We start from the raw sequence: 24,067 nt of genomic DNA, 5'->3' as shown, positions 1-24,067 counted from the left end.
GGCCGCATGTCCGAATCTGCTGGCCTCGTCGGTGGGCGTTACCGGCTGATCAAGACCATCGGCTCGGGCGGCATGGGCACCGTCTGGCAGGGCCACGACGAGGTGCTCGGCCGGGATGTGGCCCTGAAGGAGATCCATCCGCCCCACGAGCTGAGCGGCCCCGAACGCGACGAGTTCAACGTCCGCACCTTCCGCGAGGCCAGGGTGGCGGGGCGCGTCGCGCACCCGGGCGTCGCCACCGTCTACGACGTGCTGGAGGAGCACGGCCACCCGTGGATCGTCATGCAGCTGGTCCACTCCCGCACGCTGGGCGAGCTCGTGCGCGACCAGGGCCCGATGTCTCCCGCCGAGGCCGCGGGCATCGGCATCCAACTGCTGGAGGCGCTGCGCGCGGCCCACGCGGCGGGTGTCCTGCACCGGGACGTCAAGCCGGACAACGTGCTGCTCACCGACTCCGGCCGGGCGGTGCTGACCGACTTCGGGATCGCCACCACGGAGGACGAGGCCCCGTGACCAGGACCGGCATCCTCGTCGGCACGCCCGCGTTCATGGCGCCGGAGCGGGCGGCCGGCGGCCGGGCCCACGCCGCGTCCGACCTGTGGTCGGTCGGCGTGACGCTCTACGTCGCCGTCGAGGGCCACTCCCCCTTCCAGCGCCCGCACGCCCTGGCCACGCTGGGCGCGGTCATGCACGCCGAGCCCGATCCGATGGCCCGCGCCGGCGTGCTCGCGCCGGTCGTACTCGGGCTGCTGCGCAAGAACCCGGCCGAGCGGCTGTCCCTGGACGAGGCCGAGCGGCGGCTGCACGCGATCGTGACCGGCGAGGTGCCCGAGCCGACCGCGCCCCTGACCCCGACCGCGCCCCTGACCGCGCCCGCGCGCTCCCTTGCCCCGCGCCGGCCGAACCGGCGGATGCCGCTGGCCGTGCTGGCGGCCGGCACGATCGTGGTCGCGCTCACGACGGGCGGCATGGCGTGGCTGTCACATCGCGAGCCCACCACCCGCCCGCCCGCGTCGGTCCCCGCCGGCAGCCCCAGCGCGGTGCCGTCCAGCTCCGGCCCCACCCCGGTCCCCACGGACGAGCCGGCGGAACGGACCGTCACCACCCCGGGCGATCGCCGGGCGCGCACCGGCACCCCGCCCTCCGGCGCGCCGGAGTCGCCCGACCCCACGCGGGAAGACCGCGGCAAGGCCACCCGCGGCCCCACCGGCGAGCCGGCCCCCACCAAGTCCAAGAAGGACGACGAGCCGGCCTCGGGCACCCCTGGCCGGGTCGAGCCCTCCGACAACGGCCGGAAGGGTGGGAAGAAGAAGGCCGGGAAGAAGGACTGACCCGCGAGGTCAGGACTCGGCGCGGACGATGTCGAGAGCCTTCTGCAGGTCGTCGGGGTAGTCGGTGCCGAAGGAGATCCACTCGCCGCTGCCGGGGTGCTCGAAGCCGAGCGCCACCGCGTGCAGCCACTGCCGGGTGAGACCCAGCCGGGCCGCGATCGTCGGGTCGGCGCCGTACATCAGGTCGCCCACGCACGGGTGGCGCAGCGCCGACATGTGCACCCGGATCTGGTGGGTGCGGCCGCTCTCCAGCTTGATGTCGAGCAGCGAAGCCGCCCGGAACGCCTCGATCGTGTCGTAGTGGGTGATCGACGGCTTGCCGCCCGCCACGACCGCGAACCTGCCGTCGCCCGAGGGGTGGCGGTCGATGGGCGCGTCCACGGTGCCCCTGAACGGGTCGGGGTGCCCCTGGACCAGCGCGTGGTAGCGCTTGTCGACCGTACGCTCCTTGAAGGCGCGTTTGAGGTGGGAGTAGGCGCGCTCGCTCTTGGCCACCACCATCGCGCCCGTGGTGTTGGCGTCGAGCCGGTGCACGATGCCCTGGCGTTCGGCCGCGCCACTGGTGGTGATCGTGTGGCCGGCGCCGAGCAGCCCGCCGAGCACGGTCGGGCCGGTCCAGCCGACGGTCGGGTGGGCGGCCACCCCGATGGGCTTGTTGACCACGACGATGTCGTCGTCCTCGTAGACGATGCTCATGCCGGGCACCGGCTCGGCGATCGGCATCGGCGTCGCCACCGGCGGAGGGAGCGTCACGTCGAGCCAGGCGCCCGCGTGAACCCGGTCTGACTTGGCCGGCCGGCGCCCGTCGACCAGCACCTCGCCGGCGACGATCAGCTCGGCCGCCCGGGTGCGGGAGAAGCCGAACAGCCGGGACAGAGCGGCGTCGAGCCGCTCGCCCTCCAGCCCGTCGGGCACGGGCAGGCTACGCTGCTCGGTCACTCTTGATCTCCCTCGTGCCGTCGATCTGGTAGCCCCGCCAGGCCAGGACCACCGCCAGGATCCCGCCGCAGACGATCGCCGAGTCGGCGATGTTGAACACCGGGAAGTAGTCGATCACCGGGAAGTGGCCGGGCAGCACCTCGATGAAGTCGACCACGTGCCCCTGGAACTGCGTGTCCCTGCCGAGCCCCGACGGGTAGCGCAGGAGCCGGTCGGTCAGGTTGCCGAGCGCCCCGCCGAGCAGCAGGCCCAGCGTGAGCGCCCACGGGACGCTGCCCAGTTTACGGGCGGTGCGGAGGATGGCCACCACCACGCCCACGGCGATGAAGGTGAAGATGATCGTCATTCCGGTGCCGATGCTGAAGGCGGCACCGGAATTGAAGATCACTCTGAACTGCAGCACGCCCTCGATCACGACCAGCGGCGGCTTGCCCTCCAGGGCCCGCAGCACCACGGTCTTGGTGATCAGGTCGGCCGTGTAGATGACCACGGCCAGCCCGACGAGGACCGCGACGAGACGTCCGCGCCGCCCGCCTACCGGCGTTCCTCCCTCTGCTTGCAGGCCACGCACAGCGTCGCCCTCGGGAACGCCTGCAGGCGTTCCTTGCCGATCGGCTTGTGGCACGATTCGCACACTCCATAGGTCCCTGCGTCGATCCTGGCGATCGCACGTTCATTCTGCGCGACCAGGTCGCGCGCATTCAGGGTAAGGGCGATCTCGCGCTCGCGCTCGTACGTCTTGGCCCCGGCGTCCGCCTGGTCGTCGCCGGCCCCCTGGGTCACATCGCCGGAGGCGATCTCGGACTCGTGCCGGAGGATGTCGGTGTTGAGTTCGTCGATCTCCGTCTTCAGCGTGCCGCGTACCTCGGCCAGCTCCTCTTCGGACCACATCGACGGTGTAGCGGTCTGCGTGACTGCCGCCATGGCTGCCTCCATTGCTGATCAAGGCCGTGAATGGTGCGGGCAGCTTAGGTGCCCCCATAACGGCACGACAAACGACCCGCCGGGCCGTTTACCTCTCCCGTACTATCCCCCTCGCGCTTTCAACTCCTCGCCGCTACGGTCCATTCCCTCACCTTTGTCGGCGTTTACGACTTCCGTACCGGAGAGAGGATCGTCACCGGCTAAACGAGGAAGCCTTTGGCTCCGACCTGCGTTATGGTTTGAAGGCTGCAAGGCGTCGATGGGGCCCAGTGTGAGGGACATCACCCCGGAGCCGCCGGAAGAACGGCTTCCCGAAGCTCACTAGACCCGGCCGCAGCCCGAACGAAGAGGGTCTCCCCGGAGACCAAGAAGGGTGGTACCGCGGGGCCGTCGCCGGCTTCGTCCCTTCACGCAGCCCTGTAGCCAGTGATCGCGTGGAGGCCCGCCCGAGATGTCTTCCCCTATGTTCCGCTCTCTTCCCGCGCAGGTCGACCTGCCCGCGCTCGAGCGCGAGGTCCTCGACCGATGGCGGGACGGGAAGATCTTCGAGCGCTCCGTCGAGCAGAACGACGGCAACCCGCCCTGGGTCTTCTACGAGGGCCCGCCCACCGCCAACGGCCTGCCCGGTGTGCACCACGTCGAGGCCCGCGTCTTCAAGGACCTCTTCCCCCGCTACAAGTCGATGCGGGGCTTCAGCGTGCCGCGCAAGGCCGGCTGGGACTGCCACGGCCTGCCGGTCGAGGTCGGCGTGGAGAAGGAGCTCGGCCTCACCGGCAAGAAGGACATCGAGGACTACGGCATCGCCGAGTTCAACGCCAAGTGCCGAGAGTCCGTGCTGCGGCACGTCGACGCGTTCGAGCAGATGACCGAGCGGATGGGCTACTGGATCGACCTGTCCACGGCCTACCGGACCATGGACCCGTCCTACATCGAGTCGGTGTGGTGGTCGCTCAAGGTCGTGTTCGACAAGGGGCTGCTGTTCCGCGACTTCCGCATCACCCCCTACTGCCCGCGCTGCGGCACCGGCCTGTCCGACCACGAGCTGGGCCAGCCGGGCGGCTACGAGACCGTGTCCAGCCCGTCCGTCCACGTCCGCATGCCGGTGACCTCCGGGCCGCTGGCCGAGCTGGACGCCTCGCTGCTGGTCTGGACGACGACGCCGTGGACCCTGGTGTCCAACACCGCGGTGGCCGTGCACCCCGACGTGACCTACGTCGCGGCGCGCACCCCCGGCGGCGAGGTGCTGGTGGTGGCCGAGCCGCTGCTGGCGGTGCTCGGCGACGGCGTCACCGAGGTCGCCCGCCTCACCGGCCGCGAGCTGGAGCACACCACCTACACCAGGCCCTTCGACCTGGTCGACATCCCCGACGCCCACTACGTGGTGCTCGGCGACTACGTGACCGTCGAGGACGGCACCGGCCTGGTCCACCAGGCGCCCGCGTTCGGCGCCGACGACCTGGCCGTGATCAGGCGCTACGACATGCCGGTGGTCAACCCGATCGGTCCCGACGGGCGCTTCCTCGACGACGTGCCGATGGTCGGCGGGCAGTTCTTCAAGGACGCCGACGAGGCGCTGACCGGCGACCTGCGGGAGCGGGGCCTGCTGTTCCGCGGCGGCCACTTCGAGCACAGCTACCCCCACTGCTGGCGCTGCCACACGCCGCTGCTCTACTACGCGCTCCCCTCCTGGTACATCCGCACCACCGCGGTCAAGGACCAGATGCTGGCCGAGAACACGACGACCAACTGGTACCCCGAGACGATCAAGTGGGGCCGGTTCGGCGAGTGGCTGCGCAACAACGTCGACTGGTCGCTGTCGCGCTCGCGCTACTGGGGCACGCCGCTGCCGCTGTGGGTGTGCTCGGCCGACGAGTCACACGTGACGTGCGTGGGGTCCATGGACGAGCTCGGCACCCTGGCCGGCCGGGACGTGTCCGCGCTCGACCCGCACCGCCCCTACGTCGACGACGTGACCTTCCCCTGCCCGACCTGCGCCGCCGAGGCGCGCCGGGTGCCCGACGTCATCGACGCCTGGTACGACTCCGGCTCCATGCCCTTCGCCCAGTGGGGCGCCCGCGGCAAGCCCGAGGGCGTCTACCCGGCGCAGTTCATCTGCGAGGCGACCGACCAGACCCGCGGCTGGTTCTACTCGCTGATGGCCGTCGGCACCCTCGTCTTCGGCCAGTCCTCCTACGAGAACGTGCTCTGCCTCGGGCTCATCCTGGCCGAGGACGGCCGGAAGATGAGCAAGCACCTGGGCAACGTGCTGGAGCCCATCTCGCTGATGGACGAGCACGGCGCCGACGCGCTGCGCTGGTTCATGGCCTGCTCCGGCTCCCCCTGGGCGGCCCGGCGCGTGGGCCACAACGCGCTGGAGGAGATCGTCCGCAAGGTCCTGCTGACCTACTGGAACACCGCGTCGTTCTTCACCCTCTACGCCAACGCCGAGTCCTGGTCGCCCGCGATGCTGGCGGAGGCGCCGCCCGCGTCCGAGCGCCCGCTGCTCGACCGGTGGGCGCTGGCCGAGCTGCACCGCACGGTGGCCGACGTCACGGCCTCGCTGGACGAGTACGACACCCAGCGCGCCGGCCGCAGGCTCGCCGAGTTCCTCGACGACCTGTCCAACTGGTACGTACGCCGCTCCCGCCGCCGCTTCTGGCAGGGGTCACGGGAGGCGTTCGCGACCCTCTACGAGTGCCTGGAGACGGTCACCCGGCTGATGGCGCCCATCGCGCCGTTCGTCACCGACTACCTGTGGGACGTGCTGCGTGCCGGTGACGCGCCGTCGTCCGTGCACCTGACCTCCTGGCCCGCCGTGCGCCACGAGCTCCTCGACCCGGCGCTGTCGGAGCAGATGGCGCTCGTCCGCCGCCTGGTGGAGCTGGGCCGCTCGGCCCGGGCCTCCTCCGGCGTCAAGACCCGCCAGCCGCTGGGCCGCGCGCTCGTCGGGGCGCACGGCTGGCCGTCACTGCCGGCCGAGCTGCGCGACCTCATCGCCGACGAGCTGAACGTCCAGGCCCTGGAGGACATGTCCGGCTTCAGCGCCGACCTGGTGTCCTACACGGTCAAGCCCAACTTCCGGGCCCTGGGCAAGCGCTTCGGCTCCCAGACCAAGCTGGTGGCCGCCGCGGTGACCGCCGCCGACGCCACCTCGCTGGCCCGTGCCCTGCGCTCCGGCGCCACGGTGACCGTGGAGGCGGGCGAGCTGGGCCAGGTCTCGCTGGGGCCCGACGAGGTGATCGTCACCGAGCAGCCGCGCTCGGGCTGGGCGGTGGAGACCGGCGCGGTCGACACGGGCACCGGCGAGACGGTCGCGCTCGACCTGGAGCTGACCGACGAGCTGCGCCGCGCCGGCCTGCTGCGCGAGGTCATCCGCCTGGTGCAGGAGGCCCGCAAGTCCACGGGCCTGTCCATCACCGACCGCATCGACCTGTGGTGGACCGCCACCGGCCCCGACCTGGCCGGAGCCCTGCGTGCAGGCGCGGGCCCGGTGGCCGACGAGGTTCTGGCCACGTCGGTCACGGAGGGATCGCAGCCCGGCCTCCCCACCCACACCGACCCCGACCTGGGCCTGAGCTTCCAACTCCGCCGCTCCTGACCCACCCGGGGCCCTGTCGCGCGGGCGTGCCCCTCTTGGGGCACACCCGCGCCGTCCTACCAACGCCTCGCCACGGGCCGGCGCCCCAGAACCCCGGCAGCACGTCCTGCGGCCAGGCCGACCGGAAGCCGGCGGCCACTCCGCCGAAGACGCCGACGATCTTCCGCGCGACCGCCGTCCGTGGAACAGCTCCTCATCCCGCTCCCCCACGAGCACGGCCGGTCGCGGGCCGGCGCCACCGGACTCGTTCACACAGCCGCAGTCGAGGGAGGGGGTCAGGCGACGGTTTCGTGGTCGTTCTGGCAGACCGAGCAGCTGGTCAGGCCCGCCGCCTCTGCCTGGGCGAAGGTCATGGTCTCCACACCGCTGTCACCGGCGCCTCTGATCAGCGGGCAGTCGGTGCTGTGGTAGCGGCGGGTCCCGGCGATCACCTTCACGGTGGCGGCCCGCTCCTTGGCGGGCGTGTCGGTGCCGGACTCGCCCTGGCCGGCACGCTCGCCGCTGTTGGGGCCCTCGGAAGCGGTGTCCTTGCCTTTGCCGGACGGCAGGGCGGGCTCGGTGCCGGCCTCCGGCTTGCCGCCGGCCGTCTTCGCCGACCTGTCCTCGCCCGGACCACCGCTCCGCCCGGACCCGGATCCCGCTCGTGGCAAGGATCCGGCCGACGTGCTCGGGGTCGCACCGGTCGGCAGAGGGCCATGTGGCTTGGCCGCCGACTCGGCCGCCGACGCCGGACGCTCCGGCACCACCCGCTGCCCCGGACGCCCGGCCGCCGAACCACCGGCTGGCCGTGCCCCTCCGGACTCAGCAGCCCCGGCCCCGCGCGGCCCCGCGGACTCACCGGCTCCGGGACGCCCGGCCGCCGAAGCACCAGACGGCCGCGATCCTCCGGAGCCGCCTGCCTCGTGCTCCCGCGCCCCTGCGGGGTCGCTCGCCCCGGGGCGCCGCGGCTCGTGGGCCTCGCTCCCGCCGGCAGTCCGTGGTTTCCGGGCCTCGTCGGACGGCTCCGATCGAGTCGGCCGCGAGGGAAAGCGCGCGGTCTCCTCCTGGGCGGACTCCGGCGCCGTGCTCGCCTCACCCCGGCCGGGTGACGACGCGGGCCGCTGGGACTCACTCCGGGAACCGGCTCCCGACCCCCGCTCCCCGGAATCCCCTGGAGACGCGGACGACGCCCCCGGGCGCTGCGGCCTGCCCGAATCGTCCTGGCCGCGGGGCGATGCTGAACGTGGCCGCTCCCCCTGAGAAGCGGTGCCGGGGCGCCGCTCCTTGGCCCCGGACTCGCCCTGGCCCCCGGACGGCCCCGGACGCTTCGGGGAGGGCTCGATGGGCTCTCCCGTCGCGGACACGGCCCGCTGGGGCTTGGTCTCAGGACCCTGGTCGGTGACGTCGGCTTCGGATGTGGCGGGCGCCGCGCCCGCGGAGCGACCCGGCGGCGCCGAACGCTCGGCACGGCCCTGTTCGGGCGATACGCGCTCAGAACGACCCGGCTCGGACGGGACACGCTCGGAACGACCTTGTTCGGACGTCACGCGCTCGGAACGGCCCGGCTCGGACGGGACACGCTCGGAACGACCCTCTTGGGGCGAAAGGCGGTCGGGACGGCCTGCGGGGGCGGGGCGATCGCCCCGGGAAGGGGATGCGGCGGCATCCGCTCGGGAGGTGTGGGGGCCCTGGCGGAAGGCCGCGGAAGTCGTCTGGTCAGACTCGTCCTCGCCGGGCCTGGCTCCGGGCGAGGAAGGGCGCTTGGCGGGGCCGCCGGACGGCGAGGCCTGCGCGGGATCCGCGGGGCGCCCGAACCACCCACCCGACCGGTCCTCGTGGGAGGCGGCGGGGTTGGGCTCCGGGCTGGGGGTGGAAGCCGGGGACTCGGGCTTCGGCCGGGCGACCGGCTGCCTGTCCGTGCCCGGGGGGACGGGGGCACGCGGCTCGTGGACGGACCCGGAACGGGCGGGATCCGACCCGGAAGGCTCGGAGCGAGCAGGGTCAGAGGGGTGAGCCCGGCTCTCGGTGGACCTCTCGGTGGACCGCTCAGGGGACCCGGCGGGGTCGGCGGCAGGCGGCAACTGCCGTCCGCCGATCGCGGCGTCGGGCAGGCACGTGGTGCAGGGGGTGAAGCCTTCCTCACGTGCCTCTTCGTGCGTGAGCTCCTCGTGATCCCGTCCGACCAGCTGGCGGCAGCCCGGAACGTGGTAGCGCTTGCGCCCGGGAATCACCAGGACGATCGAGTCCGGGGAGATCCCCCTCGCCGCGGGGCGGCGTGGAGCGGGCGCGGGCATGGTCACCGTCTGCTGCGTCAACTGCGGACGCGGAGCCGGCGGCGCTCCCATCGGGCCGGTCCGGGTGTGCGGCACCCCGGGCGGCGCGAGGCCCACGGGCGGCGTGACCGGCTCGGAGGCCCGCCCACCACCAGGGAACAACTCGTGACGCCGCAGGAACGCACCGATCACCAGGAACAACGCGGACAGCACGCTGGCCACGATGGACCACATGATCAGGTAGACCTTTGCCAGTACGAAGCCCGCGATCAGTAATACGACCGCCGCGAGCACCAAACCAGCGCTGATAAGGATCACAGAGGGCTCTTTCGAGTGACGGGTCTACTGACCCGCTACTTTACCGGCGGTCGTTGTGCGGACCGTCGCCGCCGGGGAAAGCGCCCTGCGGAGCCTCGCCACCGAACGGGTTGGGACCACCGGGAAGAGGCGGCTGACCCCCCTGGGAGATCGCGTGTGACATGACCGGAGCCACACCCGCGGGCCCGCCCGGCATCACCGGGAAGCCGCCGCTGCCCTCGGCGGAGACGTTGAGCTCGGCGAGCTGGTTCTCCAGGTAGAGCTTGAGACGGCTGCGGTATTCGCGCTCGAAGCTGCGCAGCTCCTCGACCTTGCGCTCGAGCTCGTCACGCGTCTGGACGAGGGAGCCCATGGCCTGGCGGTGACGCTCCTGCGCGTCGCGCTCGAGCGTCTCGGCGCGGGCGCGGGCGTCGCCGATGACCTGCTCGGCCTGGCGGCGGGCCTTGGTGAGGATCTCGTCGGCCTCGCGGCGGGCACGGGTGACGGTCTCGTCGGCCTCACGACGGGCGTCGGAGATCGCCTGGTCGGCGGTCTGCTGGGCGAGTGCCAGCACGCGGGCCGCGGTGTCCATGTTGTCCTCGGCGGGAGGCATGCTCATGGCCACGGGCATCGGCTGCTGCTGCGGCTCGGGCACCTTCATGGGCTCCGGCTGCGGCGGCATCATCATCTCGGGCTTCGGCCCTTCCTGGACCGGCGCGGAGGCCATGGGCATGTTCATGCCACCCGGGACCTTCCCGCGCAGGCACTCGGCCAGTTTGGCGCGAAGCTCCTCGTTCTCTTGGATCAGGCGGTCAAGCTCAGCCTCGACTTCGTCGAGGAAGGCGTCGACCTCTTCCTCGTCGTAGCCCGGCCGTAGCCGGGTCGTACTGAATTGCTTGTTCCGCACATCAGCGGGCGTCAGCGGCATCTTTTGGTCTCCTTGGCGCGCTTGGAGTCTGTCCGGAGGGACGGTAGAACCCGAATCACTTCAGCGCGGACACGAGTTGGATCTTGACCGGTGCCCCAGGCCCCCGTCACCCGCCCAGCGATCCCGCGATTTGCAGCAAGATCAGGACGATGATGAAGAGCACTGTGAAGCTTAGGTCAAAGGCCACCGTACCCAACCGGAGCGGAGGAATGAAACGGCGGAGGAACTTAAGGGGTGGGTCTGTTGCGGTATATGTGGCTTCGGCAAGCACCAGCACGACCCCTGATGGCCGCCATTGGCGGGCGAACGCCTGGACCGTCTCAAAGATCATCCTGCCGATGAGCAGCACCAGGTAGAGCGCCAGGACGATGACCAAGATCTGACTTACGATCCCCACGGTCTGGCCGCGCCTCCACTTCTCATGTGCCCTCCAGGCCTCGGCGAGACCGGGTTGGGTGCGATAGACATACAGAGACTCTAACTCTGGTTGAAGAACCCGCGCTCCGCGATTCGGGCCTTGTCCTCGGCGGTCACCTCGACATTGGCTGGGGACAACAGGAATACCTTGTTGGTAACACGTTCGATGCTGCCGTGTAGGCCAAAGACGAGACCTGCCGCGAAATCGACGAGCCGCTTGGCGTCGCTGTCAACCATCTCGGTCAAGTTCATGATCACCGGCGTGCCGTCACGGAAGTGCTCGCCGATCGTCCTCGCCTCGTTGTACGTGCGGGGGTGCAGCGTGGTGATGCGGGCCAGATCGGTCGTCCGGCGCTCCAGGACGGTCGTGGTGGGCCTGGGCGCGGACGCTCCGGGATCGGTGTCGTCCTCGCGGTCCTGGACCGGCACGGGCCGGTCGTCGCCGGCGCGCGAGGGCTCGTCCTCGTAGGCGTACTCGTCGGGGTAGCTTTCGTACCTCTCGTAACGGTCGTCCTCCACGAGACCGAGGTAGACCGCCATCTTGCGCATCGCGCCGGCCATCGCTACGTCGTCCTCCTGTTCATGGTCGCACTCGCTCGGGCCAGTCGCCGGGCCCGAGGCGGTAGGCGTACCCCCTTGAAGCTCACCGCTGATCGACCTCTACTGGGTAGGCGGGCCTGAAGGCCCACTTGACGGGACATTACCTGACGAAGGACTTGCGACGGCCGAGCAACGCCGTACCGACCCGCACGTGTGTCGCGCCGTACGCGACCGCTTCGGCCAGGTCCTCGCTCATGCCCGCCGAAATCATCGTGGCACGCGGATGTCGCTCCTGTACGGCGAGGGCCACATCCTGCAGCCGGGCGAACGCCTTGGCCGGATCCTCGCCCAGCGGGGCCACCGCCATGACCCCGCCCAGCCAGATGTTGTCGTAGCCGGCGATCCGGTCGGCCAGCTCGAGCACGTCGCCCGGCAGGGCGCCGCCCCGGCCCGGGTCGTCGTCCAGTGACACCTGCACCAGGCAGCCGATCTCGCGCCCGCAACGACCGGCCTCCTTGCTGATGGCGGCGGCCAGCCTCAGCCGGTCGACGGAGTGGATCACGTCGGCGTAGCCGACCACCGAACGCACCTTGTTGCTCTGCAGCTGCCCGACGAAGTGCCAGGTCAGCGGAAGCCCGGCGAGTTCGCGCGCCTTGGGCGCGGCCTCCTGGTCGCGGTTCTCGCCGACGTCGCGCACGCCCAGCTCGCACAGGAGCCGCACGTCCTCGGCGGGGCGCGTCTTGGTGACCGCGATCAGCGTGACCTCACCGCGGTCGCGTCCCGCCGCCCGGCACGCCTCCCCGATCCGCTCTTCGACCTCGGCCAGCCCGGCCGCGATCTCATCCCGCCTCATCAGGCTTCTCCCTTTTGTCTGTGCTTACCCCATTGTTCGGCACGACGGCACCGCGCGCCCGCAGACCGCACATGATTGTTCTGTACGGACGGCCCCGCGGGGCGGAGCGGCCCCACACACGGCGACGCCGCTCCGCCGTACCTCTTGAAGGGGGGCGAAGCGGCGAGGAGCCACGTGGGTCACTTGAGGAAGTCGGGGACGTCCAATTCCTCCTCCTGCTCCTCGAAGACCACCGGACGACGTTTGCCGGGCTCCGACATGCGGGAGGTGATGGGGGTGGGCGGATTGGCGGGCTCGGGCGTGGGCCGCGGGATCGAGACGGGCGGCTCCTCGGCGACCGGCTCGGGCGCCGCGACGCGCTCGGGAACACTCTCCACCGGCCGCACGGGCTCGGCCCTGACCTCGGCCCGGGGCTCCGGGCGTGGGTCCGGCCTGACCTCCGGGCGGGGCTCCGGACGGAGATCGTGGCGCGGCGCGGGCTCGGCCTTCACGGTGGGCGTGGAGCGCGGCGGCGCCACGGGCGGGGCCGCCGACGGCGCCGCGGGACGGCTCTGCGGGCGCGGCAGCGGCTTCTCCACCGGCGGCGGCACGTCGTCGAAGCCCGCGGCGATGACGGTGACCCGCACCTCGTCGCCCAGGGCGTCGTCGATGACCGTGCCGAAGATGATGTTGGCGTCGGGCGCCGCGGCCATCGAGACGAGCTGGGCCGCCTCGTTGATCTCGAACAGGCCGAGGTCGGAGCCACCGGCGATCGAGAGCAGCACGCCGTGCGCGCCGTCGATGCTGGCCTCGAGCAGCGGGCTGGAGACGGCCATCTCCGCCGCCGCCACCGAGCGGTCGTCGCCGCGCGCGTGGCCGATGCCCATCAGCGCCGAGCCGGCACCGGACATGACCGACTTGACGTCGGCGAAGTCGAGGTTGATCAGGCCGGGCGTGGTGATCAGGTCGGTGATGCCCTGCACACCCGACAGCAGCACCTGGTCGGCCGCCTTGAACGCGTCGAGGACGCTGACCTGGCGGTCGGAGATGGACAGCAGCCGGTCGTTGGGGATCACGATGAGGGTGTCGACCTCGTCGCGCAGCGTCTCGATGCCCGCCTCGGCCTGCGAGGCCCTGCGGCGGCCCTCGAAGCTGAACGGCCTGGTGACGACTCCTATCGTCAGCGCGCCGAGCGACCGGGCGATGTTGGCGACGACGGGCGCGCCGCCGGTGCCGGTGCCACCGCCCTCGCCGGCCGTGACGAAGACCATGTCGGCCCCCTTGAGGACCTCCTCGATCTCCTCACGGTGATCTTCGGCCGCCTTGCGCCCCACATCGGGGTTGGCGCCAGCGCCCAGTCCGCGCGTGAGCTCGCGGCCCACGTCGAGTTTGACGTCGGCGTCACTCATCAGCAGCGCCTGGGCGTCGGTGTTTATCGCGATGAACTCGACGCCCTTGAGTCCCTCCTCGATCATCCGGTTGACGGCGTTGACTCCGCCGCCGCCGATGCCGACAACCTTGATGACCGCGAGGTAGTTCTGCGGTGCTGCCACGACGAGGGGCCTTTCCGCTCGTTGACTTGCCATTTCGGTGCGGATTGACTCCGCGTTCTCTCACTTCGTTAACTCTCAACCTCAAGTTGAGATTCAGATTTATGTCAACCTGAGGATTGATACGGACAGTAGGAGTTACGCTCTGGGCGGGTCAACTAACCGCGCCGCAAGCGCGTCCGGCGTGTCGCGGGCTGTCCGTTTCGCTCTGCCGTCGCGCCAGGTCCGGGCACTCCTGCGCTACAGGCTCTCACGCCGCGGCCCCGGCCCCGGACAGGCTCGGCCACGATCTCACACCGGATTTGCAGGGCTCCGGGGGCGGGCGTCGGCGAAATGTGTGCCATATCCCATAGACGCCCCATTGTTGGTCTCGGATCACCACCACGGCCTTCGTGGCCGCCGGGCAGGTCATCCCGTGTCTCCACCGGAGGCCGCGGAAGACCGGTCGCGCACCCGGGCGTGCGCGGGCGGTCGCCGGTGAAGCGGGAAGATCCCATCCGAGAAGGTGGCGCTCCCCGGATTCATCCGGGGAGTAAGTCAATTCAGGGTCACCACGTCTGGGGAGCTCACGTCGTAGACGTCGGCCTTGCGCCGCAGCAGAGTGGTCAGGATGCGCGCTTTGTCGTCGCTCCTGTCGGAGCCGCCCCAGATGACGGTGCGGCCGTCGGACAGCTCGAACGTCACGTCCTCCGCCGACGTGGCCCGCACCTGGCGCACCCTGCCCGCGAGGGAGGCGGGCAGGTCGCGGATGACCGTGAGCGCCGTCATGGCCGCCGGGTCGCCGGCGGCCGGGCGGTCCACCTTGAGCACGGGCAGCAGAGGCGGGGCCAGATCCTTGACGTCGATGACCACGCCGTGCTCGTCGATGACCGCGGCCTTGCCCCCGACGTAGAGGGCGGCGACCGGCTCCCGCTCGACCACCTCGATCTTCAGCGTGCCGGGCCAGACTCTGTCGACCTTCGCCGTGGCCAGTTGCCTGATCGCCAGCACCCGGCTCTCGACCTCGTCGAGGTCGACCGTGGCCAGCGGGTGCAGTTTGGCCACCCCCGCCTGCTGCTCGATGCGGTCGGTGGGCACTGTGAGATTTCCCACGATCTCGATCGAGCGGACGCCGAGCACGGGTGACCAGAACACCAGCCAGGCCGCGCTGCCCACCACACCCGCGGTGAGCAGCACCAGGAAAGCGGTCCGCGTCTTCATCTCTCCCCTGGATCCGTAGCCGTGGCCCCGAACCTACGCCGCGATCGCCCCGGACCTCCCGAGGCGCGCCCACGAACGCCGGACACGCGTCGAACCCGGCGGCTCAGCGGGCGGAGAGCTCGGCCAGGATCTGCGGGCCCAGCTCGGTCACGTCGCCCGCGCCCATCGTCAGCACGATGTCGCCGGCACGGGCGCGGGAGGCGGCCAGCGCGGGCACCGCGGCGCGGTCGGGCGCGTAGGCGACCCGCTCGGCGGGCAGAGGGACGCGGCCCGCGACCAGGGCGCCCGACACTCCCGGCTCCGGATCCTCGCGGGCGCCGTAGACGTCGAGCACGATGGCCACGTCGGCCAGCGCCAGCGCGGAGCCGAACTCGTCGGCGAAGAACCTGGTGCGTGAGTAGAGGTGCGGCTGGAAGATCGCGATGACCCGTCCGGTGCCCGAGTAGGAGGCCACCACGTCGCGCGCGGCCCGCAGGTCGGCGGCCAGCTCGGTCGGATGGTGGGCGTAGCTGTCGAACACGGCCACGCCGCCCGCCTCGCCCTTGGCCTCGAAGCGCCGCTTGGCCCCCGTGAAGGTCGCCAGCCCGTCTCTGATCTCCTCGAACGGCAGCCCCAGCTCCTCGGCCACGGCGATCACCGCGGTGGCGTTGAGCGCGTTGTGAGCCCCGGGCACGGGCAACCGGACGTCGCCCCGGCCCTCGATGGTGAACGTGATGCCGAACCCGTCGGGCCGCACGCCGCTCACCCGGACCTCGCCCGTCTCGCCGTAGGTGCGCACGCGTACGCCGCGGGCCCGCGCGTGCTCGGCGAGCTCCACCGCGCCCGGGTCGTCGGCGCAGACGATGAGCAGCGATCCGACCCGGTCGGCGAACCGCGCGAAACTGGCATGCACCGCCCGCGGGTCGCCATAGTTGTCGAGGTGGTCGGCCTCCACGTTGGTCACCACGGCGATGTCGGGCGCCAGCATGAGGAACGAGCCGTCGCTCTCGTCGGCCTCGGCGACGAACACCTGGCCGGACCCCTCGTCGGCGCCGAGGCCGGTGGTGACGAGCTGACCGCCGACGCAGTAGGACGGGTCGGCCCCGCACTTCTGCAGCGCCACGGTCAGCATCGAGGTGGTCGTGGTCTTGCCGTGGGTGCCCGCGATGGCGACGGCGGTGCGCCCGGCCATCACGGAGGCGAGCGCGGCGGCCCGCGGGATGACCCGCAGCCCCTGCTTGAGCGCCTCGCCCAGCTCGGGGTTGGAGTCGCGGATCGCGGTGGAGACCACCACGGTGTCGACGTCCTTGATGTGCGAGGCCGCGTGGCCGATGTGCACGGTCGCGCCCAGCTCGCGCAGCTCGACCACCTGCTCGGAGCTGCGGGCGTCGCTGCCGGACACCCGCACGCCGCGTTTGAGCAGGATGCGGGCGATGCCTGACATGCCGGCGCCGCCGATGCCGATGAAGTGCACATGACCGAGATCGCCCGCGGCGACGGGATCGACCAGCTTGACCAGGCTCATCGGACTATCTCCAACACTTTCCTCGCGAGCACGAAATCGGCGTCCTTCCGCCCGAGCGTGGAGGCGGCCTCCGACATGACGGCGACCCGCTCGGGGTCGCGCAGGATGGGCAGCACGTTCTGAATGATCCAATCGGGTGACAACTCGGAGTCGTCGACCAGGAGACCGCCGCCGCCCGCGGCGATGCGCTCGGCGTTGAGGCGCTGCTCGCCGTTGCCGTGCGGCAGCGGCACGTAGGCGGCGGGCAGCCCGACCGCGGTCAGCTCGGCGCAGGTGAGCGCGCCGCCGCGGCACAGTGCCAGGTCGGCGGCCGCGTAGGCGAGGTCCATCCGGTCGACGTAGGGCAGCAGGACGTACTGTGGGTCGCCGGGCGGCGGCTCCAGCTCGACGGTGTTCTTCGGGCCGATCACGTGGAGCACCTGCACGCCCGCCGCGCGCAGGGCGGGAGCGGCGGCGAGCGCCGCCTCGTTGATCGATCTGGCCCCCTGGGAGCCGCCGAAGACGAGCAGCGTCGGCCGGTCGTTCTCCAGCCCGAACCAGGAGCGGGCCTTGTCGCCCATGGACAGCCGGTCGAGCGTGACGATCTCGCGCCGCAGCGGGGTGCCGATGTAGACCGACCTGGCCAGTGCGGCATCGGGGAAGCCGGTGAAGACGTGCTCGGTGAGCCGCGCGCCCAGCCGGTTGGCCAGGCCCGGGCGCGGGTTGGCCTCGTGGACGACGATCGGCAGGCCGCGGCGCTTGGCCGCGAGATAGGCGGGGGTCGCCACGTAGCCGCCGAACCCGACGAGGATGTCTGCCGACACCCGGTCGAGGACCGCGGCCACCGCGTTGACCGCACCGGCCAGCCGCCCCGGCACGGTCAGCAACTGCGGGGTCAGCACCCTGGGCAGCGGCACCGCGGGCACCAGCTCCAGCTCGTAACCTCTGGCCGGCACGAGCCGCGTCTCGAGCCCGCGCTCGGTGCCGACGCAGGTGATGCCGATGCCCGGGTCGAGCCGGCGCAGCGCGTCAGCAAGGGCGAGTGCGGGCTCGATGTGCCCGGCTGTCCCGCCACCGGCGAGGACCACCCTCATGTGGACTCCCTCTAACGTCTCGCTCGGCCTCTAACGTCTCGCTCGGCCTTTGTTCATGCCCCCCAGGCCAAGCCAGCTTAGGGCCCGCGCGACCGGTCCGGGGCCACGCGCGGCCAGAGCTTCGCGCGCGCCGGGCTCGCGCTTGGCGAACGACAGCAGCATGCCGAGCGCGGCGAGCGTGGGCAGCAGCGCCGATCCGCCGTAGGACACCAGGGGCAGCGGGATGCCGGTGATGGGCAGGACACCGAGCACGGCTCCCATGTTGACGGTCCCTTGGCCGACGATCCACGCCACGATGGCGGCGGAGGCGAGCCGTACGAAGGGATCGTTGACCCGGGCGGCGACCCGCAGCCCCGCGTAGCCGAGCAGGCCGAACAGCGCGACGACGACCAGGGTGCCCATGAGGCCGAGCTCCTCGCCGAGAATGGCGAAGATGAAGTCGCTCTCGCCGTGGGGCAGCCAGCTCCACTTCTGCCTGCTGCTGCCCAGGCCGAGCCCGAACCAGCCGCCCGAGCCCATCGCGATCTGCCCCTGCACCGCCTGGTATCCGGCGCCCTGCGCGTCGGCCCACGGATCGAGGAACGCGCCGATGCGGGCCATCCGGTAGGGCTCGACCTTGATCATGATCATCGCGGCCAGCACGGCGAGCGACAGGATGCCGCCGAACAGCTTCACCGGGGCGCCCACCACCCACAGCAGCGACAGGAAGATCATGAACAGCACCAGGGTGGTGCCGAGGTCGCGGCCGAGCATGACCATGACGGCCAGGATCGCCGTGCCGGGCATGAGCGGGATCAGCAGCTGGCGCCACTCGATCCGGCCCTGCCGCGCCCTGCGGGCCAGCAGGTCGGCGCCCCAGAGCGCGAGACCGAGCTTGGCGGGCTCCGACGGCTGGATCGTGAACGGCCCAACGTAGATCCACCGCTGCGCGCCCAGCTCGGAGGAGCCGATGAACAGCACCATGACCAGCGCGATGATCGACAGCGCCATCAGCGGGTAGCCGGCCCAGCGGAAGAACCGGTGCGGCAACCGCGAGCACGCCCACATGACGGGCACGCCGATGGCCATCGACAGCGACTGCTTGATGAACCACGAGAACGGGCTGCCGGTCTTCTGCAACGCCTCGATGCTGGAGGCGGACAGCACCATCATCAGCCCGAGCGCGAGCAGCAGGGCGCTGCACCCGATGATGAGGTAGTAGGTGGTCAGCGGCTTGCCCAGCAGCTCCTTCAGCACGCCGAGCTGCTCTCGCAGCCATCCCGCCGGGCCCTCGACCGCGGTCCGCCGCGGCGTCTCCTCGGTCGTCGCGCTCACGTCGCCGCCTTCAGTTCGCGTACGGCTCGCGCGAAGGCCTCCCCCCGCGCCGGGTAGTTGGCGAACATGTCGAGCGACGCGCCCGCAGGGGAGAGCAGCACGGTGTCACCCGGCGAGGCCAGCCGGGCGGCTTCGGAGACGACGTGATCCATCACCCCAGTGTCTTGGCCCGAGATGTCCACGACGGGGATATTCGCGGCGTGTCGCGCGAGAGCTTCGGCGATCCGGCCCCGGTCGACGCCGAGCAGCACCGCGCCGCGCAGCCTGGGGGCGGCCCGGCGTACCAGGTCGTCGACGTCGGCGCCCTTGAGCTGGCCGCCCGCGATCCACACGATCGACGGGTAGGCCGACAGCGCCGCGGCGGCGGCGTGCGGGTTGGTGGCCTTGGAGTCGTCGACGTAGTCGACCTCGCCGACCCGGTCGACGAGGGACATGCGGTGCGGGTCGGGCACGAAGGCGCGCAGGCCCCGTCGCACGGCCTCGGCCGGCACGCCCACGGTGCGGGCCAGCGCGGCGGCGGCGAGCGCGTTGGCCACGTTGTGCGGCGCGAACGGGCGCACGTCGCCCAGCGTGGCGAGCTCCTCGGCCGCCTCGACGGGATCCTCGACGAACGCCCGGTCGACCAGCAGGTCCTCGACCACGCCGAGCTGGCCGGGCCGGGGCACGAGCAGCGTGAAGCCGACGGCTCCGGGATACGGCGCGGCCAGCCGGGCCGCCTCGGGATCGTCGGCGTTGTAGATCACGGTCGCGGCGCGCTCGAAGATCCGCGCCTTGGCGGCGGAGTAGGCCTCCAGCGAGCCATGCCAGTCGAGGTGGTCGGGCGCCACGTTCAGGATCGCCGCGGCGTGCGGAGCCAGGCTGCTCGACCAGTGCAGCTGGAAGCTCGACAGCTCCACCGCCAGCACGTCGTGCGGCTCGCCCACCGCCTCGACGACGGGCACGCCCACGTTGCCCACGGCGAGCGCCTCGCGGCCGGCGGCCAGCAGGATCGAGGTGAGCATGCGGACCACGGTCGTCTTGCCGTTGGTGCCGGTGAGCGCCAGCCAGGGGGCGGCGTCGGCGGGCCGCAGCCGCCAGCCCAGCTCGACCTCGCCCATCACCTCGACGCCCGACTCCAGGGCGGCGGCGATCAGCGGATGGTGCGGGGCCCAGCCGGTGGTGACCAGCCGGGTGACGCCCTCGGGCAGCTCCATCGGGCCGAAGCGGACCTCGACGCCGCGCCGGGCGAGCTCGGCCGCGACGACGCGCTTCCGCTCGTCCTCCTCGGCCTCCACCACCACGACCGGCTCGCCCCGCGCGGCCAGCACCCTGGCCACCGCGGTGCCGGAGACGCCGAGCCCCGCGACGCAGGTGAGGCTCATGGCTTCGGCATCCACTCGACGTAGAACAGGCCGAGGCCGAGGGCGGCGCACAGCATGGCGATCAGCCAGAAGCGGACCACGATCGTGGTCTCGGCCCAGCCCTTGAGCTCGAAGTGGTGCTGCAGCGGCGCCATCCGGAACACCCGTTTGCCGGTCATCTTGAAGAAGCCGACCTGGATGATCACCGACAGCGTGATGATCACGCAGAGCCCGGCCAGGATGATCAGCAGCAGCTGGGTGCGGGTGGCGATGGCCAGGCCCGCGAGGACGCCGCCGAGCGCCAGCGACCCGGTGTCACCCATGAAGATCTTGGCCGGAGGGGCGTTCCACCACAGGAACCCGATCAGCGCCCCGAGCACCGCGGCGGCCACCACGGCCAGGTCGAGCGGATCTCGCACCCAGTAGCAGTTGGGGCCGAGCTGGTCGATGCAGTTGTTGCGGAGCTGCCAGTTGCCGATCAGCACGTAGGCGGCGAGCACCACGCCGGTCGCGCCGCTGGCCAGGCCGTCGAGGCCGTCGGTGAGGTTGACCGCGTTGGAGAAGCCGACGATCATCACGAGCACCCAGATGGTGAAGCCCACGATGCCGATCGACGGCCCGAAGTCGCGCAGGAACGACAGCCGGGTCTCGGCCGGGGTGATGCCGTAGACGTTGGCCTGCCGGGTCACCAGCACCGCGAAGATCGCGCCGACGACGAGCTGGCCGAGCGCCTTGGCCCCGCTGCGCAGGCCGAGGCTGCGCTGCTTGTAGATCTTGATGAAGTCGTCGAGGAAGCCGACCGCGCCGAGCCCGGTCATCAGGAACAGCACCAGCAGCCCCGAGACGGTCGGCGGCGCCAGCGTGGCGAGGTGGGAGCCGCCGTAGGCGAGCAGCGAGGCCAGCACGATCACGGTGCCGCCCATGGTGGGGGTGCCCCGCTTGTCGTAGTGGCCCGAGGGGCCCTCCTCGCGGATCTCCTGGCCGTAACCGCGCCGGGAGAACAGCCGGATGGCCAGGGGTGTCCCGAGCATCGAGAGGATCAACCCCACCGCACCGGCGATGATGATGTTGGTCACTGGGTGGCACCCCCGAGCAGCAGCTCGGCCGTAACCTCCAGGCCCATCGCCCTGGGCCCCTTGATCAGCACCACGTCACCCGGGCGCAGCCTGCCCACCAGCTCGGCCGCCGCCGCCCGCGCGTCCTCGACGTGCGCGATCGGCATGCCGCCCTCGGCGACCGCCCCGCCGCCGGGCTGCCCGGCCGCCCGCGCGGCGCCGAACGCGCCCTCGAGCACCGGCGCGGCGTCGGGACCCGCGACGACCAGACCCGCCAGGCCGGCGCCGCCCGCCAGCCGGCCCAGCTCGGCGTTGAGCGCCGCGCCGTCCTCGCCCAGCTCGCGCAGGGCGGCGATGACGGCGAAGCGGCGGCGCCCCGCGCCCAGCACGCCCAGCGCCTTGAACGCGGCCCGCATCGAGTCGGGATTGGCGTTGTAGGCGTCGTTGATCACGGTGACACCGTCGGGCCGGTCGGTGACCTCCATCCGCCACCGGCTGCGCGGGGTGGCCTCCGACAGCTCCTCGGCGATGGTGGCGACGGGCAGGCCCAGCTCGTAGGCCGCCGCGGCGGCGGCCAGTGAGTTCTCCACGGCGTGCTCGCCGTACAGCTTGAGGTTGACGGGCGCGGCGCCCGACGGGGTGCGCAGCGTGAAGGAGGCGCGCCCGCGCTGGTCGACGGTGACGCCCTCGGCCCGGATGGCCGCCTCGGGGTCGCGCCCGAACAGCGTGACCCGCGCGAGGGTGCGCGAGGCCATCTCCCGCACCAGGGGGTCGTCGGCGTTGAGCACGGCGACGCCGGTCCGCGGCAGCGCCTCGACCAGCTCGCCCTTGGCCTTGGCGATGGCCTCCTTGCCGCCGAACACGCCGAGATGGGCGGTGCCGACGTTGAGCACGACGCCGATCCGGGGCGGCGCGATGCGGGTCAGGTCCTTGATGTGGCCGATGTTGCGGGCGCTCAGCTCCAGCACCATGAAGCGGGTGTCGACGTCGGCCTTGAGCACCGTCAGCGGGTGGCCGATCTCGTTGTTGTACGAGCCGACGGGCGCGATGGTCGGCCCCATCCGGGCGGTCAGCCTGGCCAGCAGGTCCTTGGTGGTGGTCTTGCCGGCGGAACCGGTCACGCCGATCACCGTCGCCTCGGGCAGCGCCGCGGCCTGCGCCGTGGCGAGGTCGGCGAGCGCGGCGGCGGGGTCGGCCACGATCACCGCGGGCGCCTCGACCGGCCGGCCGGCCAGCACCGCGACCGCGCCGGCCCGCACCGCCTGGGCGGCGTAGTCGTGGCCGTCGACCCGCGCGCCCTTGAAGGCGACGAACAGGGAGCCCGGCCGCACCTCACGCGAGTCGATCACGACGGGGCCGCGCACCACCGCGCGGGGATCGGCCATGCCCGACAGGGCGCCCGAGGTTATCTCGGCGATCCTGGCCAGAGGCAACGGGATCATGCGTGCTTCCTGCTTTCCTTGCGTGCGTCGATCGCTGCGGCGACCACTTCGCGATCGTCGAAGGGGATCACCTCGCCTGAAACGTACTGGCCCTGCTCGTGACCCTTGCCTGCCACGACGATCACGTCGCCGCGTCCGGCCCGGCCGATCGCCAGGCCGATCGCGTCCGCGCGGTCGGGCTCAATGATCACATGAGCGCGGTCGTGCCGGGGAACGCGGAGCGCTCCCTCCATCATCGCGGCCAGGATGTCCAGGGGATCCTCCGAGCGAGGGTTGTCGCTGGTGAAAATCGCCACATCCGCCAGCCGCGCGGCCGCCTCGCCCATGAGCGGCCGCTTGCCGGTGTCGCGATCGCCGCCGCAGCCGAGCACGACGGTGAGGGTGCCCGCGGTCACCTGGCGCAGCGAGCGCAGCACCGACTCGACCGCTCCCGGTTTGTGAGAGTAGTCGACAACGGCCTGGAACTCGTCTCCGGCGCCCGTGACCCGTTCCATGCGGCCGGGCACCCCGGTGAGGGTGCCGACGCCGTGGACCGCCGTCGGCAGCGGCACTCCCGCCTCGACCAGCGTGACGATCGCGCCCAGCGCGTTGGCGACGTTGAACGGGCCCGGCAGCGAGATCTGCGCGTCGGCCTCGACGCCACCGGGGCCGAGCACCCTGAACGTGCTGCCGTCGGCGCCCAGCCGGGTGTCGAGCGCCCGCCACGCGGCCGCCGGGTCGCCCAGGGCGGAGAAGGTGGTCATCGGCACCTTGGCCCGGCCCAGCAGCTCGCGACCGTACGGATCGTCGAGGTTGGTCACGCCGGTGCGGCTGAGCTCGGGCTGGAACAGCCGCACCTTGGTCGCGTAGTAGTCGTCGAGGTCCTTGTGGAAGTCGAGGTGGTCCTGCGACAGGTTGGTGAACAAAGCCACGTCGTAGAAGACGCCGTCGACCCGGCCGAGCGCGAGGGCGTGGCTGGAGACCTCCATGGCGGCCGCGGTGACGCCCTGCTCGCGCATCAGCGCGAACAGGCCGTGCAGATCGGACGCCTCGGGGGTGGTCAGCCGGGGCTCGAAGCGGATCTCGCCCGCGTGGATCTCGACGCCGCCGACCAGCCCCGTGACGTGGCCCGCGGCCCGCAGCCCGGCCTCGATCAGGAACGTGGTGGTGGACTTGCCGCTGGTGCCGGTCACGCCGAGCACCTGGATGTCGCGGGCCGGCCGGCCGTAGACCCAGGAGGCGACCTGGCCGAGCAGGGAGCGCGGGTCGGGCACGACGAGCACGGGCAGCCCGGTCGCGACGGCCTCGGCCCGGCCCTCCGGATCGGTCAGGATGGCCACCGCGCCGGCGGCCATGGCCTGCGCGGAGAAGTGGGCGCCGTGGGCCTGGCCGCCGCGCAGCGCGACGTAGAGGTCGCCGCGCCTGACCTGGCGGGAGTCGATGGTGACCCCGGTCAGCGCGGCATGAGGCGATCTCGACGAGCCGGAATCGGCGTCGAGCATGGTCGCCAGCCCGGTCAGCGGGCGGGGCGGACTGGTCGTTGGACGCATAG

21 protein-coding genes are annotated in these 24,067 nt (G+C 71.8%); 4 read left to right on the top strand and 17 right to left on the bottom strand.

What is annotated here, in order from left to right; genetic code table 11:
- Nucleotides 1-6: 6 nt before the first annotated feature.
- Both AB0C16_RS22555 and AB0C16_RS22550 read left to right on the top strand, forming a co-directional pair.
- Nucleotides 7-513 (top strand): serine/threonine-protein kinase, encoded by a 507-nt coding sequence (locus AB0C16_RS22555; protein WP_357685854.1) that lies wholly within the window; start codon nt 7-9, stop codon nt 511-513.
- On the top strand, nt 510-1,331 hold the full coding sequence (locus AB0C16_RS22550; RefSeq protein WP_357685853.1) for a hypothetical protein: 822 nt from the start codon (nt 510-512) through the stop codon (nt 1,329-1,331). Before AB0C16_RS22555 ends, AB0C16_RS22550 begins: the two co-directional genes overlap by 4 nt.
- 9 nt (nt 1,332-1,340) lie before the next feature.
- On the opposite strand, the gene AB0C16_RS22545 is transcribed toward AB0C16_RS22550, so the two are convergent.
- From AB0C16_RS22545 to AB0C16_RS22535, 3 genes are read right to left on the bottom strand one after another with little or no spacing between them, the layout of a single operon-like run.
- Nucleotides 1,341-2,270, bottom strand: a complete 930-nt coding sequence (locus AB0C16_RS22545; RefSeq protein WP_357685852.1) for an RluA family pseudouridine synthase — start codon at nt 2,268-2,270, stop codon at nt 1,341-1,343.
- Nucleotides 2,254-2,766, bottom strand: a complete 513-nt coding sequence (gene lspA / locus AB0C16_RS22540; RefSeq protein ID WP_357685905.1) for a signal peptidase II — start codon at nt 2,764-2,766, stop codon at nt 2,254-2,256. The genes AB0C16_RS22545 and lspA overlap by 17 nt, the downstream gene beginning before the upstream one ends.
- A gap of 38 nt (nt 2,767-2,804) precedes the next feature.
- The gene (locus AB0C16_RS22535) at nt 2,805-3,194 is read right to left on the bottom strand and encodes a TraR/DksA C4-type zinc finger protein (RefSeq protein ID WP_357685851.1); all 390 of its coding nucleotides are present in this window, start codon (nt 3,192-3,194) and stop codon (nt 2,805-2,807) included.
- A gap of 463 nt (nt 3,195-3,657) precedes the next feature.
- On the opposite strand from AB0C16_RS22535, the gene ileS reads away from it, so the two are divergent.
- Nucleotides 3,658-6,792: an isoleucine--tRNA ligase gene (gene ileS, locus AB0C16_RS22530; protein WP_357685850.1), complete on the top strand. Its 3,135-nt coding sequence runs from the start codon at nt 3,658-3,660 to the stop codon at nt 6,790-6,792.
- 275 nt (nt 6,793-7,067) lie between these two features.
- Here ileS and AB0C16_RS22525 read toward each other — a convergent pair whose 3' ends face one another.
- Nucleotides 7,068-7,442, bottom strand: a complete 375-nt coding sequence (locus tag AB0C16_RS22525) for a hypothetical protein (RefSeq protein WP_357685849.1) — start codon at nt 7,440-7,442, stop codon at nt 7,068-7,070.
- Between the two features lie 1,543 nt (nt 7,443-8,985).
- Here AB0C16_RS22525 and AB0C16_RS22520 point away from each other — a divergent pair.
- Nucleotides 8,986-9,213 carry a hypothetical protein gene (locus AB0C16_RS22520; protein WP_357685848.1) on the top strand — a complete coding sequence of 76 codons (228 nt, stop codon included), beginning with the start codon at nt 8,986-8,988 and terminating at the stop codon, nt 9,211-9,213.
- A 189-nt stretch (nt 9,214-9,402) separates the two neighbouring features.
- Here AB0C16_RS22520 and AB0C16_RS22515 read toward each other — a convergent pair whose 3' ends face one another.
- From AB0C16_RS22515 to AB0C16_RS22455, 13 genes are all read right to left on the bottom strand, one after another.
- Complete coding sequence (locus AB0C16_RS22515; RefSeq protein WP_357685847.1) at nt 9,403-10,269, bottom strand: DivIVA domain-containing protein; 867 nt, start codon at nt 10,267-10,269, stop codon at nt 9,403-9,405.
- Between the two features lie 106 nt (nt 10,270-10,375).
- Complete coding sequence (locus AB0C16_RS22510; RefSeq protein WP_357685846.1) at nt 10,376-10,666, bottom strand: YggT family protein; 291 nt, start codon at nt 10,664-10,666, stop codon at nt 10,376-10,378.
- An 80-nt stretch (nt 10,667-10,746) separates the two neighbouring features.
- Nucleotides 10,747-11,247 carry a cell division protein SepF gene (gene sepF, locus AB0C16_RS22505; RefSeq protein WP_357685845.1) on the bottom strand — a complete coding sequence of 167 codons (501 nt, stop codon included), beginning with the start codon at nt 11,245-11,247 and terminating at the stop codon, nt 10,747-10,749.
- Nucleotides 11,248-11,386: 139 nt separating this feature from the next.
- A complete protein-coding gene (locus tag AB0C16_RS22500) occupies nt 11,387-12,079 on the bottom strand; it encodes a YggS family pyridoxal phosphate-dependent enzyme (protein WP_357685844.1) in 693 nt (230 codons plus the stop codon).
- A gap of 179 nt (nt 12,080-12,258) precedes the next feature.
- Nucleotides 12,259-13,611: a cell division protein FtsZ gene (gene ftsZ, locus AB0C16_RS22495; protein WP_357685843.1), complete on the bottom strand. Its 1,353-nt coding sequence runs from the start codon at nt 13,609-13,611 to the stop codon at nt 12,259-12,261.
- Nucleotides 13,612-14,145: 534 nt separating this feature from the next.
- Entirely contained in the window at nt 14,146-14,808 is a 663-nt protein-coding gene (locus AB0C16_RS22490; protein ID WP_357685842.1) for an FtsQ-type POTRA domain-containing protein, read from the bottom strand.
- Between the two features lie 103 nt (nt 14,809-14,911).
- Nucleotides 14,912-16,312: a UDP-N-acetylmuramate--L-alanine ligase gene (gene murC, locus AB0C16_RS22485; protein WP_357685841.1), complete on the bottom strand. Its 1,401-nt coding sequence runs from the start codon at nt 16,310-16,312 to the stop codon at nt 14,912-14,914.
- Nucleotides 16,309-17,385, bottom strand: coding sequence for an undecaprenyldiphospho-muramoylpentapeptide beta-N-acetylglucosaminyltransferase (gene murG / locus AB0C16_RS22480; RefSeq protein ID WP_357685840.1), 1,077 nt, complete (start codon nt 17,383-17,385; stop codon nt 16,309-16,311). The genes murC and murG overlap by 4 nt, the downstream gene beginning before the upstream one ends.
- 30 nt (nt 17,386-17,415) lie before the next feature.
- Entirely contained in the window at nt 17,416-18,699 is a 1,284-nt protein-coding gene (ftsW, locus tag AB0C16_RS22475) for a putative lipid II flippase FtsW (protein WP_357685839.1), read from the bottom strand.
- Nucleotides 18,696-20,060 carry a UDP-N-acetylmuramoyl-L-alanine--D-glutamate ligase gene (murD, locus tag AB0C16_RS22470; protein ID WP_357685838.1) on the bottom strand — a complete coding sequence of 455 codons (1,365 nt, stop codon included), beginning with the start codon at nt 20,058-20,060 and terminating at the stop codon, nt 18,696-18,698. The genes ftsW and murD overlap by 4 nt, the downstream gene beginning before the upstream one ends.
- Nucleotides 20,057-21,115 carry a phospho-N-acetylmuramoyl-pentapeptide-transferase gene (mraY, locus tag AB0C16_RS22465; protein ID WP_357685837.1) on the bottom strand — a complete coding sequence of 353 codons (1,059 nt, stop codon included), beginning with the start codon at nt 21,113-21,115 and terminating at the stop codon, nt 20,057-20,059. The genes murD and mraY overlap by 4 nt, the downstream gene beginning before the upstream one ends.
- A complete protein-coding gene (murF, locus tag AB0C16_RS22460) occupies nt 21,112-22,536 on the bottom strand; it encodes a UDP-N-acetylmuramoyl-tripeptide--D-alanyl-D-alanine ligase (RefSeq protein ID WP_357685836.1) in 1,425 nt (474 codons plus the stop codon). Before murF ends, mraY begins: the two co-directional genes overlap by 4 nt.
- The gene (locus AB0C16_RS22455) at nt 22,533-24,065 is read right to left on the bottom strand and encodes a UDP-N-acetylmuramoyl-L-alanyl-D-glutamate--2,6-diaminopimelate ligase (protein WP_357685835.1); all 1,533 of its coding nucleotides are present in this window, start codon (nt 24,063-24,065) and stop codon (nt 22,533-22,535) included. The genes murF and AB0C16_RS22455 overlap by 4 nt, the downstream gene beginning before the upstream one ends.
- Between the last annotated feature and the right edge of the window lie 2 nt (nt 24,066-24,067).

Source organism: Nonomuraea sp. NPDC048916, assembly GCF_040649575.1.
GTDB lineage: Bacteria > Actinomycetota > Actinomycetes > Streptosporangiales > Streptosporangiaceae > Nonomuraea.
The sequence above is the reverse complement of the archived record's forward strand: the minus strand, read 5'-3'. Positions and strand labels throughout refer to the sequence as shown.

Excerpts from the sequence above, each read along its gene's own strand:
- murG (WP_357685840.1), bottom strand. The coding sequence starts at position 17,385 with ATGAGGGTGGTCCTCGCCGGTGGCGGGACAGCCGGGCACATCGAGCCC.
- AB0C16_RS22515 (WP_357685847.1), bottom strand. The coding sequence starts at position 10,269 with ATGCCGCTGACGCCCGCTGATGTGCGGAACAAGCAATTCAGTACGACC.
- AB0C16_RS22490 (WP_357685842.1), bottom strand. The coding sequence starts at position 14,808 with ATGAAGACGCGGACCGCTTTCCTGGTGCTGCTCACCGCGGGTGTGGTG.
- murD (WP_357685838.1), bottom strand. The coding sequence starts at position 20,060 with ATGAGCCTCACCTGCGTCGCGGGGCTCGGCGTCTCCGGCACCGCGGTG.
- AB0C16_RS22455 (WP_357685835.1), bottom strand. The coding sequence starts at position 24,065 with ATGCGTCCAACGACCAGTCCGCCCCGCCCGCTGACCGGGCTGGCGACC.
- AB0C16_RS22500 (WP_357685844.1), bottom strand. The coding sequence starts at position 12,079 with ATGAGGCGGGATGAGATCGCGGCCGGGCTGGCCGAGGTCGAAGAGCGG.
- AB0C16_RS22535 (WP_357685851.1), bottom strand. The coding sequence starts at position 3,194 with ATGGCGGCAGTCACGCAGACCGCTACACCGTCGATGTGGTCCGAAGAG.
- sepF (WP_357685845.1), bottom strand. The coding sequence starts at position 11,247 with ATGGCCGGCGCGATGCGCAAGATGGCGGTCTACCTCGGTCTCGTGGAG.
- AB0C16_RS22555 (WP_357685854.1), top strand. The coding sequence starts at position 7 with ATGTCCGAATCTGCTGGCCTCGTCGGTGGGCGTTACCGGCTGATCAAG.
- murC (WP_357685841.1), bottom strand. The coding sequence starts at position 16,312 with ATGAGCCTGGTCAAGCTGGTCGATCCCGTCGCCGCGGGCGATCTCGGT.
- ileS (WP_357685850.1), top strand. The coding sequence starts at position 3,658 with ATGTTCCGCTCTCTTCCCGCGCAGGTCGACCTGCCCGCGCTCGAGCGC.
- murF (WP_357685836.1), bottom strand. The coding sequence starts at position 22,536 with ATGATCCCGTTGCCTCTGGCCAGGATCGCCGAGATAACCTCGGGCGCC.